Here is a 13,808-nt window from a genome sequence, read left to right as displayed (position 1 = left end):
GTCTTGGTCTGCGTGGTCGTGGTCCGGGTGGTCATCACTTCGCGGCCTCCGTGTCGTGGCCCGTCAGGGCGAGGAAAACGTCATCGAGATCAGGGGTGTGGACGGAGAACTCTTCGGCGGCGAGCGCGTGCTCGTCGAGCCGGTCCAGCAGCGAACGCAGGGATTTCGTCCCGCCGTCGCTGGGGACCCGCAGGGCCAGCGTCTCGTCGTCCCGGGTGGCGCCTGGGAAGATCCGTGCCGCGGAGTCGAGTTCGGCGACGGTGGTGAACCGGAGCCGGACATGCGTGCCGGGCATCCGGCGCTTGAGCTCGTCGGGCGTGCCGCCGGCGACCAAACGGCCCTGGTCGAGGACCGCGATCCGGTCGGCCAGCTGGTCGGCTTCCTCGAGATACTGAGTGGTGAGGAAGACGGTCACGCCGCCCGCCACCAGCTCGCGGATGATCGACCACATCGTGCGACGGCTGCGCGGGTCCAGTCCCGTGGTCGGCTCGTCGAGGAAGATGATCCGCGGGTCGCCGACGAGCGTCATCGCCAGATCCAGCTTCCGGCGCATGCCGCCGGAGTAGGTCGACGCCGGCTTCCGCGCCGATTCCGTCAGGTCGAAGCGTTCCAGCAGCTCGGGCACGACCCGCTTGCCCGCGGCGCCGCGGTTCAGGTCCACCATCAGCTGCAGGTTCTCCTGCCCGGTCAGCAGTTCGTCGACCGCCGCGAACTGGCCGGTGACGCCGATCGCCGCCCGCACCGCCTTGGCCTCGGTCACGAGGTCGTGCCCGGCGACCCTGGCCGTCCCGCCGTCGGCCTTCATCAAGGTGGTCAGCAGGTTCACCGTGGTCGTCTTGCCCGCCCCGTTCGGGCCGAGCAGCGAGAAGATGGTGCCCGCGGGGACTTCCAGGTCGATCCCCTCGAGCACGACCTTGTCGCCGAAGGTCTTTCGCAGCCCGGAGACCGCAATCGCTGTGTCGTTCATGGGCATCACTCTGGGCGGCCCTGCTGACATGCCCCCGCCACGGCGCTGACACGGGTGGTGTCAGCGCCGTGTCAGCCGCGTGTCAGGCGCTCCGAGGACAGTGGTCTTCACAACCACCACGAAAGGCGACCCGATGACTCAGACGGTTCCCGTCCCGCAGGGCCTCCCGATGCAGCGTGACGCGGGTCCCTTCGACCCGCCCAGCGAGATCACCCGGCTGCGCGCGGCCCGCCCAGTGAGTCCCATGGTCTTCCCCGACGGTCACGAAGGCTGGCTCGTCACCGGCTACGACGAGGTCCGGCAGATGATGGCCGACACCCGGTTCAGCTCGCGGCAGGACATCGGCATCCTGCACATGCCGTACGAGACCCCGGGGATGCCCGCCCCGACCGAACCTTCCCCGCCGATACCGGGCATGTTCGTCGCGATGGACCCGCCGGACCACGGGCGGCTGCGGAAGCGGCTCACCGGCGCTTTCACCGTGAAGAGGATGAAGCAGCTCGAAGAGCACATCGTCGAGATCACCGAACAGCATCTGGACGCGATGGCGAAGCTGGTCCCGCCGGTGGACCTGGTCAAGGAGTTCGCGCTGCCGGTGCCGTCGCTGGTGATCTGCGAACTGCTCGGCGTCCCCTACGAGGACCGCGAGAACTTCCAGGCCAACTCAGCCCAGCTCATGGTCCGGGACCAGACGCTGGAAGAGAAGATGGCCGCGTTCATCGGGATGAACACCTTCCTCACCGAACTGGTCACCCGCAAACGCGAGACTCCCGACGACGACATCCTGTCCGACCTGGGCCGCTACGACGACCTCACCATCGAAGAGCTGGCGGGTGCCGCCTTCCTGCTGCTGCTCGCCGGGCACGAGACCACCGCGAACATGCTGGCGCTGGGCACCTTCGCGCTGCTGGAGAACCCCGAGCAGCTGGCCGAACTGCGTGCCGACGCGGAGCTGCTCCCCGGCGCCGTCGAGGAACTCCTCCGCTACCTGTCCGTCGCCGACATCTTCTTCCGCTACGCCACGGAAGACCTCGAACTCGGCGGCGAAACGATCCGCGCGGGCTCGACGGTCATCGTCTCGCTGCTGGCCGCCAACCACGACCCGCGGCGCTTCGAGGCTCCCGACACCCTGGACATCCACCGCAACGCGCGCGGTCTCCTCTCGTTCGGGCACGGCGTGCACCAGTGCCTCGGCCAGCAGCTGTCGCGGATCGAAATGCGCGCGGGTTTCGAGGGCCTGCTGCGCCGTTTCCCGACCCTCGCGCTCGCCGTCCCCGCCGACGAGGTCAAGCTCAAGACCGACATGAACATCTACGGCGTGCATGCGTTGCCGGTCACCTGGACGGAATAAGGACCGGTAAGGCTTGACGCTCGTGAGTGGTGTGCGCCGAATGTGGCATTGGGGACGGTGAATGTCCCCTTTACCGTCCTCGTGAGTGGTAAGTGTCGTTAGAACCGTCATTACCACTCACGAGTTCTAAAACGGTTCCCCTTCGCACCGGTCTTGTGGATCGACGGGTTCCGGGCGCCCTCGACGTAGTACGAAGCCCCGGCGCCACCGCCGCCGCCCGCCGAGTCGTTGGTGCCCGACTTGCCGCCCCCGCCTCCTCCACCGCCGTCCAGCGCGTACCCCGCGCCGCCGGCGCCGCCTCCACCGGCCGCGACGATCAACGGCACGTCGCCGCGGCAGACCGCGCTCGCTCCACCGCCGCCTCCGCCGTTGCGGCCGGAATCGGTTTCCCCGGACCCGCCTCTGCCACCGGTGCGGAATCCGGAACCGCCCGATCTGCCTGCTTGTTTGCCCACCTGGATTTTGAGTTTTTCCCCGCCTTTGACCGGCACGGTCGCTTCGACCTCGGCGCCGTGGCCGGGGCCGCCGGAATCCGCGTTGCCGTGTCCTCCCTGCCCTCCTCGTAACGTGAACCGGCCCCACTTCGCGTCCGTCGGAACGTGGATTTTCTGTTCGCCCTCAACGGCTTCGAAAATCTGTGCGACTTCGGCCGAGGCCGCGGTCTCCGTCATGTTTCCTCCTGGGTTCACTGCGGAACATCCAGTCTGGAATGCGCGATCCGTCGGCGGAAAGTGCACGATCGGGCAAGAAAAGACTTCGCTGTGTTCGCGGCCGCGTCCATTTGTACCAGCGTGGAGCAGCGCGGCTATACCTTCGTGTAATGACCGAGATTCGCGGCGGGCCGCTGCGGCCATTGGTGACTTTGTTGCGAGAACTGCCGAGTGCTCGGTCGGCGTTCACCGACGAGTACCGGACCCTGACTTTCGGGGAATTGCTGGACTCGAGCGGCCGGTTGGCGACCGCGCTCGGCATCGCCCGCGGCGACCGGGTCCTGATCCACCTCGGCGGGCGCGTCGAGTTCGCCGAGTACTGCCTGGCGGTGCTGCGCGCGGGCGGGATCGGGGTTCCGGCGAGCGCGCGGTCGACGGCGGCCGAGCTGACCCGGATCGCGGACGACTCCGGCGCCGTCCTGCTGATCACGGAGGCCCGGTACGCGGCGGCCGTGCGGGAAATCCAGGCGGAGCGGCCACGGATGCGGGTGGTGTTCGTCGAGGACGAGCCGATGCCGTCCCAGGGTGAACCGCGCGACGATCTCGGTCTCGACGAGCCCGCCTGGCTGCTGTACACCTCGGGCACGACAGGCCGTCCGAAAGGCGTCCTGACGACACAGCGCGCGGTCCTCTGGTCGTCGGCGGCGTGCTACGGCCCGATGTACGGGATCACCGGCGAAGACACTCTGCTCTGGCCGCTTCCGCTGCACCACGCGTATGCGTTGTCGCTGGCCTTCGCCGGGACGATCGCGCTGGGCACGCACACCCGGATCGTCGGCCACGACCTGCGGGAAGCGCTCACGGCGTATCCCGGCGGCGTCCTCGCCGGAGTCCCGGCGACCTTCCTGAACCTGCGGCAGGAGGTCCGCGGCACGCTCCCCGCACCACGCCTGTGCCTGTCCGGCGGCGCGCCCTGCACCCCGTCGGCGCGGGCCGCGGTCCGTGACCTGTTCGGCATCCCGGTCCTCGACGGCTACGGCAGTACGGAGACCAGCGGCAAGATCGCCGTCCAGGTCCACGGCGAGGAGGGCCTGATTCCGGTGCCGGGTATGGAGATCCGGCTCGTCGACGGGCAGATCGAGGTGCGCGGTCCCGGGGTGGCGCCGAGCGCGGCGGGCGTGGACGGCTGGTACCGGACCGGCGACCTGGGCGGCCTCGCCGACGGACGGCTCACGCTCGACGGACGGGCCGACGACCTCATCGTGTGCGGCGGCCAGAACGTGCACCCGACGGAGATCGAGGCGGTCATCGCCGAACTCCCCGCGGTGAAAGACGTCCTCGTGACGGGAAGACCCGACGAGGTCCTCGGCGCGGTGCCGGTGGCGTTCCTCGTGTCCGACGAGCCGGACCTCGACGAGGTACGCCGTCTGTGCCGTCAGCGGCTCTCCCCCTACAAAGTTCCCGTGGCCTTTCACCTGGTCGAGCGGCTTCCGCGGACGCCGTCGGGAAAGGCACTACGGCGGGAGTTGCGGATTCCCCCGGCCGACGACGTGGAAGCGCTGGTGCGCGAGGCGGTCGCCGAACTGTGCGAAGGAGACGCGAGTGAGCGATGGCGTGACCTGCCGTTCGCCGAACTGGGCCTGACGTCGTTGGGCGGCGTGCACCTGCGGCACCGGCTGGCCGAGGCGACCGGCCTCGCCCTCCCCCAGTCCCTCGTCTACGACTTCCCGACACCGGCGGCGGTCATCGGCGAACTCGACCGGCTGCTGTCCGGGGAACGACGGCCCGTCACGGCGGGAACCGCGCCCGCCGGCAGCGACGAACCGATCGCCATCGTCGCGACGGCCTGCCGGTTCCCCGGCGGCGTCACCTCGCCCGAAGACCTGTGGAACCTGGTGGCCGGCGGTGTCGACGCCACCGGGGACTTCCCGGCCGACCGGGGCTGGGACCAGGCCGTGCGGTACGACCCGGACCCCGGCCGGATCGGCGGATCCATCACCCGTCGCGGCGGATTCGTCTACGACGCCGCGGACTTCGACCCCGCCCTGTTCGGCATGTCGCCGCGCGAGGCACTGTCGACCGACCCTCAGCAGCGGCTCCTGCTGGAGACGTCGTGGGAACTGTTCGAACGCGCCGGTCTGGACACAGCCACGTTGCGGGGCAGCGACACCGGCGTGTTCGTCGGGGTGATGAACGAGGACTACGCCAGTCGCTTGCAAGGGCATCAGCTGGAAGGACGGCTGGGCATCGGGTCCTCACACGCGCTCGCGTCGGGCAGGATCTCCTACGCTTTCGGCCTGAACGGTCCGGCGGTCACGGTCGACACCGCGTGCTCCTCTTCTCTGGTCGCGCTGCACTGGGCCGTGCGCGCGCTGCGTGCCGGGGAGTGTTCGCTCGCCGTGGCCGGGGGCTCCACGGTGATGTCGACGCCGCGCACGTTCCTCGAATTCAGCCGCCAGCGCGGCCTTTCCCCGGACGGGCGCTGCCGCTCCTACGCGGCGGGCGCGAACGGCACGGCCTGGGCCGAGGGCGCGGGGGTCGTCCTGCTGGAGCGGCTTTCGGACGCCCGCCGGAACGGGCATCCGGTGCTGGCGCTGGTGAGCGGTTCGGCCGTCAACTCCGACGGGGCGTCGAACGGGATCACGGCGCCGAGCGGACGGGCCCAGCGCGCGGTGATCGAGACGGCGCTGGCCGTCGCCCGCCTGTCTGCCGCAGACGTCGATGCCGTGGAAGGGCACGGGACGGCCACCCCGATCGGCGATCCGATCGAGGCGGAGGCGCTGATCGCCGCGTACGGCGCCGGGCGTGACAGGCCGTTGTGGCTCGGGTCCGTGAAGGCCAACATCGGGCACACCCAGGCCGCGGCGGGCGTGGCCGGGGTGATCAAGATGGTGGAAGCGCTGCGGCACGAACAGTTGCCGCCGTCGCTGTACGCCGACGATCCGAGTCCCCGCATCGACTGGTCGGCGGGCGACGTGACCCTGCTCGCCGAGGCCAGGGAATGGCGTGCCGGGCCGAAACCCCGGCACGCGGGGGTTTCCGCGTTCGGGATCGGCGGCACCAACGCGCACGTCCTCGTCTCGGAAGCGCCGCCTTCGGCCGAGGCCGGACGGCCGGCGTCGCTCACCGCGCCGTGGCTGCTGAGCGCCGCCGGCGACGGCGCGCTGCGAGCGGTCGCCTCCCGGCTGCTGGCGACGGCGGGCGGCCGGGACGAGGGCGACGTCGCGTTCACCCTCACCACCCGTACCTCGCTGGAGCATCGCGCGATGGTCTCGTCCGGCGATCTCGCCGCGCTGCGCGCACTCGCCACGGGCGAACGCCGCGGCCGGATCGTGCGCGGACCGGCGACGGCGGCGTTCCTGTTCAGCGGGCAAGGCGCGCAGCGTGCGGGCATGGGCAAGGAACTTTCGGACGCTTTCCCCGTGTTCCGCACGGCGTTCGACGCGGCTTGTGAAGCACTGGGCGGGAAAGTCCGTGACGTCGCTTTCGACGGCGGCGAACTGCTGGACCGGACCGATCACGCACAAGCCGCCTTGTTCGCCTTCGAGGTCGCCCTGTACCGGCTGCTGGAATCCTGGGGCGTCCGGCCCGGTGTCGTCGCCGGGCATTCGATCGGGGAGATCGCCGCCGCGCACGTCGCCGGTGTTCTTTCCCTCGAAGACGCCGGGATCCTGGTGGCCGCGCGCGGCCGTCTGATGGCCGCGTTGCCGCCCGGCGGCGTGATGATCGCGATCCGGGCGGCCGAAAGCGAGGTCGCGCCGCTGGTCGGGGAATTCGCCGACCAGGTGGCGATCGCCGCGGTCAACGGCCCTCGATCCCTTGTCCTGTCTGGAGCCGGAAGCGTGACGGAAGCGATCGCGGCCCAGTGGCCGGGTTCGACGCGGCTGCGCGTCAGCCACGCGTTCCATTCGCCGCTGATCGATCCGATGCTCGCCGAGTTCCGTGAGGTCGCCGCCGGGCTGACCTACCTCAACCCGGAAAGCACGCTGATCTCCGGCCTGACCGGCCGCGTGCTCACCGGCACTGGCCCGGAGTACTGGGTGCGGCACGCCAGGGACACGGTCCGGTTCGCCGACGCGCTGGACACCGTCGCCGCCGAAGGAACCGGTATCTGCCTGGAAATCGGCCCGTCGGCCGTCCTGAGCAGGGCCGCCGGAGCCGTGCTCCCCACTGTGTCCACACTGGACTCCAGCCGTGGGGTACTGGAAGCGGCGGGCGAGCTGCACACCACCGGAGTCCCCGTGTCGTGGCGATCGGTGTTCGACGGCAGCACGGCGCGCCGTCTTTCGTTGCCGACTTATCCCTTCCAGCGCGAGCGTTTCTGGCTCGACCCGCAACCGCTCCGGAGCCCGGCGGGTGACGGGCACGCGATGCTCGGCCCTGCGCTGGTCGCGCCCGACTCCCCCAGGATCGTGCACGGCGGTTCGGCGGGCGTGCGCACGCACGGGTGGCTCGCCGACCACGTCGTCAGTGGCACGACACTGTTTCCCGCGACCGCTTTCGTCGAACTCGCCTTGCACGCGGGTAAGATGAGCGTGGCCGAGCTGACGATCGAAACGCCGCTGCGGCTCGGCCCGGCCGAGGACGTCGCGCTCCAAGTGGTCGTGGACGGACCCCGGATCGACCTCTACGCCCGGGATTCCGAAGCTTGGACACGGCACGCCACGGGCAGGCTGCGGCCGTCCGACGTCGTCGCGCAGCCGTGGAAAGGCGAGTGGCCGCCGCCCGCCACCCGGCCGGTCGACCTGGACCGGGCCTACGCGGCCCTCGACTACGGTCCCGCTTTCCGTGCGGTGACGGGTTTGTGGCGCGACGGCGACGAACTGTTCGCCGACGTCGCGCTCCCCGAAGGTGTCGACGGCCGGTTCGAAGTGCATCCCGTCCTGCTCGACGCGGCCGTGCACACCTTGGCGTTGGCCGAACCGCCGGACGCCGAGGTGCGCGTGCCGTTCCTCTGGAGTGGCGTCCACGTGTTCGCCCCCGGCGAGCGCCGGGGGCGAGTCCACTGTGTACGGACAGGCCCCGGCGAGGTCCGCGTCGAACTGTTCGACCCCAACGGAACACCTGTCGCGCTCGTGGAATCCCTGTTCACCCGGCCGCTGCCCGCCGGGAGCACGATGCTCTACCGCCCGCGATGGCTCCCCGTGCCGGCCGCGCGCGCCGACGATGTTCGGATCATCGACACGCGCGACGGCGACGACGTACTGCCTCTAACCGCCAAGGTGCTCACCGAGCTGCAGGACACGCTGCCGCGCGGAGAACGCACCGTCGTCGTCACCCGCGACGAGATCGATCCGGCGGCGGCCGCCGTCTTCGGGCTCGGTACCGCGGCCTCGGCCGAGTACCGCGGCCTGATCACCGTGGTGGCCACCGAGCTGCCGGTGGAGAAGGTGCGCGAACTCGTCGGCGGCAACCCCGAACCCCAGCTGTCGATCCGGGACGGCGTGCCGCACGCGCTGCGGATCGCGCGGACCGCGCCCGCGTCCGCCCGGCCGCTCGATCCGGCGGGAACTGTGCTGATCACCGGCGGCACCGGTGGGCTCGGCGGGGCGCTGGCCCGGCATCTCGTGTCCGCGCACGGTGTCCGGCACCTGTTGCTCGTCAGCCGCCGCGGCCCGGACGCGCCTGGCGCGGAAGAGCTCCGGCAGCTGCCCGCCGACGTGCGGATCGTCGGCGCCGACATCGCCGATCCCGCCATCGTCCGGCAGCTGGTCGACTCCTGTGACCCGCCGCTGACCGCCGTGGTGCACTCCGCCGCCGTCGTCGCCGACGCCGCGTTCACCGCTCAGACGCCCGCCGGATTCGACACGGTTTTCCGTCCGAAGGCCGACGCCGCCCAAGTCCTGCACGAGGCCACCCGGCATCTTCCGCTTTCGGCGTTCGTGCTCTTTTCTTCGCTGGCAGGCATTTTCGGCAATGCCGGACAGGCGAACTACGCGGCGGCGAACCGCTCTCTCGACGCGCTGGCCGTCCGGCGACGGGCCGAGGGCCTGCCCGCGACGTCGATCGCCTGGGGTCTCTGGGACCTGGAAATCGGGCTCGGCTCGCAGATCCCCGACGCGGCGAGGCATCGCATCCGAGCCTCCGGGGTGGCCGCGCTGACCCTGGAGCAGGGAATGGCCCTGTTCGACGCCGCGCTCGGGCACGCGGAACCGGTCCTGATCGCCGCCCGGCTCGACCCCACCGCCGCAGGCCTGCCCCCGATCGCCGAAGGACTCGGCCGCCCGGCACCGCCGTCACCGGATCGGCGCTGGCCGGACGATCCCGCCGAGGAGGAGCTGCGAGACCTGCTCCGCGTCGAGCTCGCCGAGGTCCTCGGCCACCACGACCCCGCCACGATCCCCGAGGACAAACCGTTCACCGACCTCGGGCTCGACTCGCTGGCCGTCATCGACCTGCGCACCCGGCTCCGGGAGCTGACCGGGGTGGAGGTCCCCGCGCGCGTCCTGTTCGACCATCCGACCGTCACCGAACTCGCCGGGCTCCTGCACGAACGGCCCCGAGCGTTTGGCTGAGCGTCAAGGCGGTGAGGGCGATGGCGAATCCGGTGAGCTGCCAGCCGGTGAGGGTCTGGCCGAGCACCAGGAAACCCGCGGCCGTGGCGACCAGGGGGTTGGTCAGCGTCAGCAGGGAGACCGACGTCGGGGCCAGGCGGTCGATGCCGCGGAACCACAGCGGGTACGCCAGCGCGGTGGTGACGATGCCGATGTAGCCGTAGCCGATCAGGTTCGCGGTGGTCAGCGAGCCGGGGAGGCCTTCGAAGAGGAGTGTCGCCGGGGCGAGGACGAGCCCGCCCAGGGTCAGCTGCCAGCCGGTCATCGCGAGCGGGTGTTCGGGGCGGCCCCATTTCTTGGTGAGGACCAGGGAAACGGCCATGAGCGCGACGGCGGTGAGCATGGCGGCCAGGCCGAGCGGGTCGAGATGGGCTTCCGACGAGAGGGTCAGCAGGGCGACGCCGCCCGCGCCGACGATCGCCGCGAGCAGGATCGGCGCCGGTGTCCGGACGCGGAGCATCGGTAACGCGAGCAGGGCCACCAGCAGGGGTTGCAGGGCGCCGAGGGTCGCGGCGACCCCGCCGGGAAGGTGGTACGCGGCGTAGAAGATCAGGGGCAGGAAGGCGCCGAAGTTGAGCATCCCGAGCACCGCCGTCTTCCCCCACCAGGACCCGCGCGGGAGCCGGCGGGTCAGAGCCAGCAGGAGCAGCCCGGCCGGGAGCGCCCGCAGCGCGGCGGCCAACAGGGGCCGATCCGGGGGCAGCATGGTCGCGGTGACGACGTAGACGGTGCCCCAGCTGGCCGGTGCCAGCGCGGCGAGCCCGGCGTCGCGAAGTGTCGGTTTCGCGGGCGCCTGCTCGGTCGGGACGGCGGGTCGCTCGGCGATGATCGCCATGATGTCTCCTCACTGATAATCTCAACGTTGAGATAACACCAGCGAGTTCTGTCAATGTCAAGTCTCTTAATGTTGAGATGAGTGGAGGTGTCCCGTGGCCGACGCGGTAGACGCGGTGATCGGGCTCTGGCGGCACGAGCGGCCGGACCTCGAAGACAAGCTCTGGCCCGCCGAGGTGATCGGGCGCCTCCAGCGGCTTTCCCGGATCCTCGACAAGAAGCTCAAGGAGTTCAACACCGAGCACGGCCTCGAATCGTGGGAGTTCGACGTACTCACCACGCTCCGCCGCTCCGGGCAGGCCGGCGGCCTGACCCCGGGCGCGCTGCTCAAGGCCGCGATGGTCACGTCGGGGGCGATCACGAACCGCATCGACCGCATGGAGACCAAAGGCCTGGTCGAGCGCGTGCGCGACAGCGACGACCGCCGTTCGGTCAAGATCCGGCTGACCGACGAGGGACGGCGGATGGTGGACGAGGTCTTCGTGCTCCACCTGGAGAACGAGGCTCGGCTTCTGCCCGACCTCAAGCCCGCGCAGTGGGCCGAACTGGTCGGCGCCCTGCGACTGCTGCTCGAACACTTCGGCGACACGTCACTGGAGTGACCCGATCAACGAACAGGAGATCATCGCTCACCCTGAATGCGCCGCCAGACACCGCCGGTTTCGGAGTATCTCTGTCCCGCGGACCGGACCGACGACGTACGGAGCAGTTGGCCCGCCTTCCCTCCGATCTCCGTTTCCCGGACCTGCCCTTCATCCACATACGAAAGATGCACCACCCAACCGCACGCACAGTCCTCGGTGATCGGCTTGATGTCGAAGGTGACACTTTCCGTGGGAGCCAACTCGACCACGGTGTCGGCGAAGTAGGAAGGTGACCCGTTCACTCGTTCTGGCGCCTTCCTCACACGAGGATCCGGGGCGTCCAGATCCACGCCGAGTGGAATGCTCGGGTGGGCACTGTTCCAGGGTGTGCATGCGAAGGCCGTTCCGGTCGCAGGCTTCCCCCGTTCCACGATCCGCGCTTGGATCCCGCGGATCACCACCGTCCGGCCGCCGAGCCCGATCAGCGTGAGACGCACCGGTGTCCCACTGGCAAACCATCCGCCTCGCCGAACGACCGCACTCTCCAGATCTCGGCAGTACCTCGATCCGGGGATGCCGTCCGGGGTGAGCGATTCGGAGTGAACGGCCGTCGGATAGTCCTCAAGCAGATACTCCGCATGAGCCGTGAACGGAATCCGGTAGACGGGGCCGTCCTCGGTCGTCGAAGGCACGGCGATCAAGACCGCGCCCGCGACAACGATCACCACAAGCACCGCGATCACGACGATAAGGGCTCTATTTCGGCTTTTATCGAAGCGCCTTCGTTTACTCGGGGACCCGGCACCAGCGAAGGTCACCCATGCCCGGGTGCGGGTCTCTTTGCTGGAAACCGATATCCGCCGGTAATCTGCTGGATCTATGTCCTCGTAATGATGGCGGACGACTTGCTCGTAAACAGCGCCCGAAACAATCACGCCGAAATCGGCCTCGGCCGATCGCATCATCCGCCGAAAGGTCTTGGCGCCCTCAAGCCGGGCCACAAGGTTCACATCCGACCCCACCGAACCCCAGGGATCGGCGTGCACCAGCCCGACATGCACGGCCACCCTCAGAGCGATCCGCTGTGCCACAGGGCTGGCATCGTTCCGCTCACGCACCCGCCGGGCGAGGTCCACCGTGAAAACACGCACGACCCGGGTCAACGAAATGTCAGGCGGAATCACGATGAGGGCACCATCGCCCCTTTCGTCGAGGGAGAAACCTGGCTGCGAACGACCTTTCCCGACGAGAATCTCTTCGAGTGTGGAAAAAAGCCACTCGCGCACCGTCAGCTGATGCGGGTTGCTTCTCGCGCCAAAACCTGCGACGTCGACCATGACGACCGCTTTCTGGAGCGGCTCATCCACGGAACCCGCCTGCCTTTCTCAGCCTGGTCACCCCTCCCCGGGCAACAGCGAGGCGTTCCTACCATTGCCCAGAAGGAAAGCGCAAATCGGCGGACGGCCGAATCAGTCCGCACTCAGTGCGGCGGCCGCGGCAGTCAGCGCGTCGCCCGGTTCGACGCCGAGTTCCTGAGCGACACGCGCGTATTCGTCCGCCGCGGCCCGCAATAGGGCGGATTTACCCGGACGGTCGGCGGCTTCGGCGACGACAGTGCCCCTAGCCCGAGCCGTGTGCACCCAACCGTCCTCCTCCAGCTCGCGGTAGGCGCGCGCCACCGTGCCCGAAGCCAGCGCCAAATCCCTGGCGAGCTGCCGGATGGACGGCAGCCGGGTGCCCGGCGCCAGCGCGCCGGTGGTGATCAACTGGACGATCCGGTCCCGGACCTGCCGCCACGGCGCGATCCCGAGATCCGTGTCGACGACCACCTTCAGCGGCATCAGGCTGCTTCGGGACGCGACCGGGCGACCTCGGCCCGCGAGCGGTGCGCGAGGTGGTACCAGCCGGCGAACCCGCCGACGACCAGGATCCACGAGCCGAAGTTCGTCACCTCCGGGATCGCCAGTGTCACGGTGGCAGCCAGCCCCAGCCCCGCCGCGACCCGCGCGCTCCGAACCCGCAACGCGGTGTCAGCCACACTGTCCCCTGTGGACGGTCGGCGCACGGCGAGCAGGATGACCAGCCACGTGACCGCCGAGACGGCCGCGGCGACCCCGAGCAGCGCCCACCAGCGATGGACCACGAGCCACGCCGCCGCGGCCACGACGATCACCGCGTAGGTGACCAGGCCCCAGACGGGAATGAGCCCGCGCACCCCACGCCGGTCCAACCCCGCCTCGCGGCGGGCACCCTTCCGCGGCCGCTGCGCCAGCACCTCGGCGATCAGCGCGCCGACGAGCAGCGTGGCCAGGAAGAACGACGTGTCGCCCCCGCGCACCCCGGCGGACTCGGCCAGCAGCGGCAACCCCAGGTACAGCCACGGATACCAGAACCGACGGCGGCGCAGATAACGCACGGCCTCGTCGACGTCGGACAGCGAAGGATCGTCGACGCCCCACCGTCGCAGCACCTTGGCGCCCTGCTTCTCGCCCGGCCACAGCAGGATCAGGAGCACCAGCCCGACCAGGCCCATGAACAGAGCGGTGGCCATGATGTTGTCGAACGGCACGATCAGCCTCCCAGTCTTGTATCAAGTACACGATACAAGACTGGACGTCGTGCCGCACCGCGGGCGCTTTGGATGACCAGAAATCCACACAGTCCCGCCTGACCGGACCTGTCACGAAGGCCGGGTAACCCTGCTTCTCAATAACCGAGAGGCAGGGCAAACGCTTCGTGGTCACAGCGGGTCGCCCGGGTTGCTGCGCCGCGCGGGCCTGGCGGGGGGGGGGGGGGGGGGGGGGGGGGGGGGGGGGGGGTGTTGGGGTAGGATGTAAGGGAGAACGAACACCAAACAACCAACCCCCC

General features: G+C 69.8%; 9 protein-coding genes. 3 read left to right on the top strand and 6 right to left on the bottom strand.

Features of this window, described 5'->3' with window-relative positions; translation table 11 throughout:
* Positions 1–34: 34 nt before the first annotated feature.
* On the bottom strand, positions 35–967 hold the full coding sequence (locus tag ACZ6YV_RS40985) for an ATP-binding cassette domain-containing protein (protein ID WP_465514789.1): 933 nt from the start codon (positions 965–967) through the stop codon (positions 35–37).
* A gap of 133 nt (positions 968–1,100) precedes the next feature.
* Here ACZ6YV_RS40985 and ACZ6YV_RS40980 point away from each other — a divergent pair, with 133 nt between their 5' ends.
* On the top strand, positions 1,101–2,318 hold the full coding sequence (locus tag ACZ6YV_RS40980) for a cytochrome P450 (protein WP_465514788.1): 1,218 nt from the start codon (positions 1,101–1,103) through the stop codon (positions 2,316–2,318).
* Positions 2,319–2,428: 110 nt separating this feature from the next.
* Here ACZ6YV_RS40980 and ACZ6YV_RS40975 read toward each other — a convergent pair whose 3' ends face one another.
* A complete protein-coding gene (locus ACZ6YV_RS40975) occupies positions 2,429–2,989 on the bottom strand; it encodes a PE-PGRS family protein (RefSeq protein ID WP_465514787.1) in 561 nt (186 codons plus the stop codon).
* A 149-nt stretch (positions 2,990–3,138) separates the two neighbouring features.
* Here ACZ6YV_RS40975 and ACZ6YV_RS40970 point away from each other — a divergent pair, with 149 nt between their 5' ends.
* Positions 3,139–9,483, top strand: a complete 6,345-nt coding sequence (locus ACZ6YV_RS40970; protein ID WP_465514786.1) for an SDR family NAD(P)-dependent oxidoreductase — start codon at positions 3,139–3,141, stop codon at positions 9,481–9,483.
* Here the strand turns inward: ACZ6YV_RS40970 and ACZ6YV_RS40965 are convergent.
* The gene (locus ACZ6YV_RS40965) at positions 9,434–10,357 is read right to left on the bottom strand and encodes an EamA family transporter (protein WP_465514785.1); all 924 of its coding nucleotides are present in this window, start codon (positions 10,355–10,357) and stop codon (positions 9,434–9,436) included. The two genes, ACZ6YV_RS40970 and ACZ6YV_RS40965, sit on opposite strands and share 50 nt — an antisense overlap.
* Before the next feature lie 94 nt (positions 10,358–10,451).
* Here ACZ6YV_RS40965 and ACZ6YV_RS40960 point away from each other — a divergent pair, with 94 nt between their 5' ends.
* Entirely contained in the window at positions 10,452–10,958 is a 507-nt protein-coding gene (locus ACZ6YV_RS40960) for a MarR family winged helix-turn-helix transcriptional regulator (RefSeq protein WP_465514784.1), read from the top strand.
* 20 nt (positions 10,959–10,978) lie between these two features.
* On the opposite strand, the gene ACZ6YV_RS40955 is transcribed toward ACZ6YV_RS40960, so the two are convergent.
* From ACZ6YV_RS40955 to ACZ6YV_RS40945, 3 genes are all read right to left on the bottom strand, one after another.
* Entirely contained in the window at positions 10,979–12,307 is a 1,329-nt protein-coding gene (locus tag ACZ6YV_RS40955; RefSeq protein ID WP_465514783.1) for a nucleotidyl cyclase domain-containing protein, read from the bottom strand.
* A 102-nt stretch (positions 12,308–12,409) separates the two neighbouring features.
* A complete protein-coding gene (locus tag ACZ6YV_RS40950) occupies positions 12,410–12,781 on the bottom strand; it encodes a GntR family transcriptional regulator (RefSeq protein ID WP_465514782.1) in 372 nt (123 codons plus the stop codon).
* The gene (locus ACZ6YV_RS40945; RefSeq protein ID WP_465514781.1) at positions 12,781–13,509 is read right to left on the bottom strand and encodes a hypothetical protein; all 729 of its coding nucleotides are present in this window, start codon (positions 13,507–13,509) and stop codon (positions 12,781–12,783) included. The genes ACZ6YV_RS40950 and ACZ6YV_RS40945 overlap by 1 nt, the downstream gene beginning before the upstream one ends.
* Positions 13,510–13,808: the final 299 nt, after the last annotated feature.

It is taken from the genome of Amycolatopsis sp. NPDC102522 (genome assembly GCF_055584485.1).
Note: the sequence above shows the minus strand (reverse complement) of the source record. Positions and strands in the feature narration are given on the sequence as shown.

Excerpts from the sequence above, each read along its gene's own strand:
- ACZ6YV_RS40985 (WP_465514789.1), bottom strand. The coding sequence starts at position 967 with ATGAACGACACAGCGATTGCGGTCTCCGGGCTGCGAAAGACCTTCGGC.
- ACZ6YV_RS40980 (WP_465514788.1), top strand. The coding sequence starts at position 1,101 with ATGACTCAGACGGTTCCCGTCCCGCAGGGCCTCCCGATGCAGCGTGAC.
- ACZ6YV_RS40975 (WP_465514787.1), bottom strand. The coding sequence starts at position 2,989 with ATGACGGAGACCGCGGCCTCGGCCGAAGTCGCACAGATTTTCGAAGCC.
- ACZ6YV_RS40970 (WP_465514786.1), top strand. The coding sequence starts at position 3,139 with ATGACCGAGATTCGCGGCGGGCCGCTGCGGCCATTGGTGACTTTGTTG.
- ACZ6YV_RS40965 (WP_465514785.1), bottom strand. The coding sequence starts at position 10,357 with ATGGCGATCATCGCCGAGCGACCCGCCGTCCCGACCGAGCAGGCGCCC.
- ACZ6YV_RS40950 (WP_465514782.1), bottom strand. The coding sequence starts at position 12,781 with ATGCCGCTGAAGGTGGTCGTCGACACGGATCTCGGGATCGCGCCGTGG.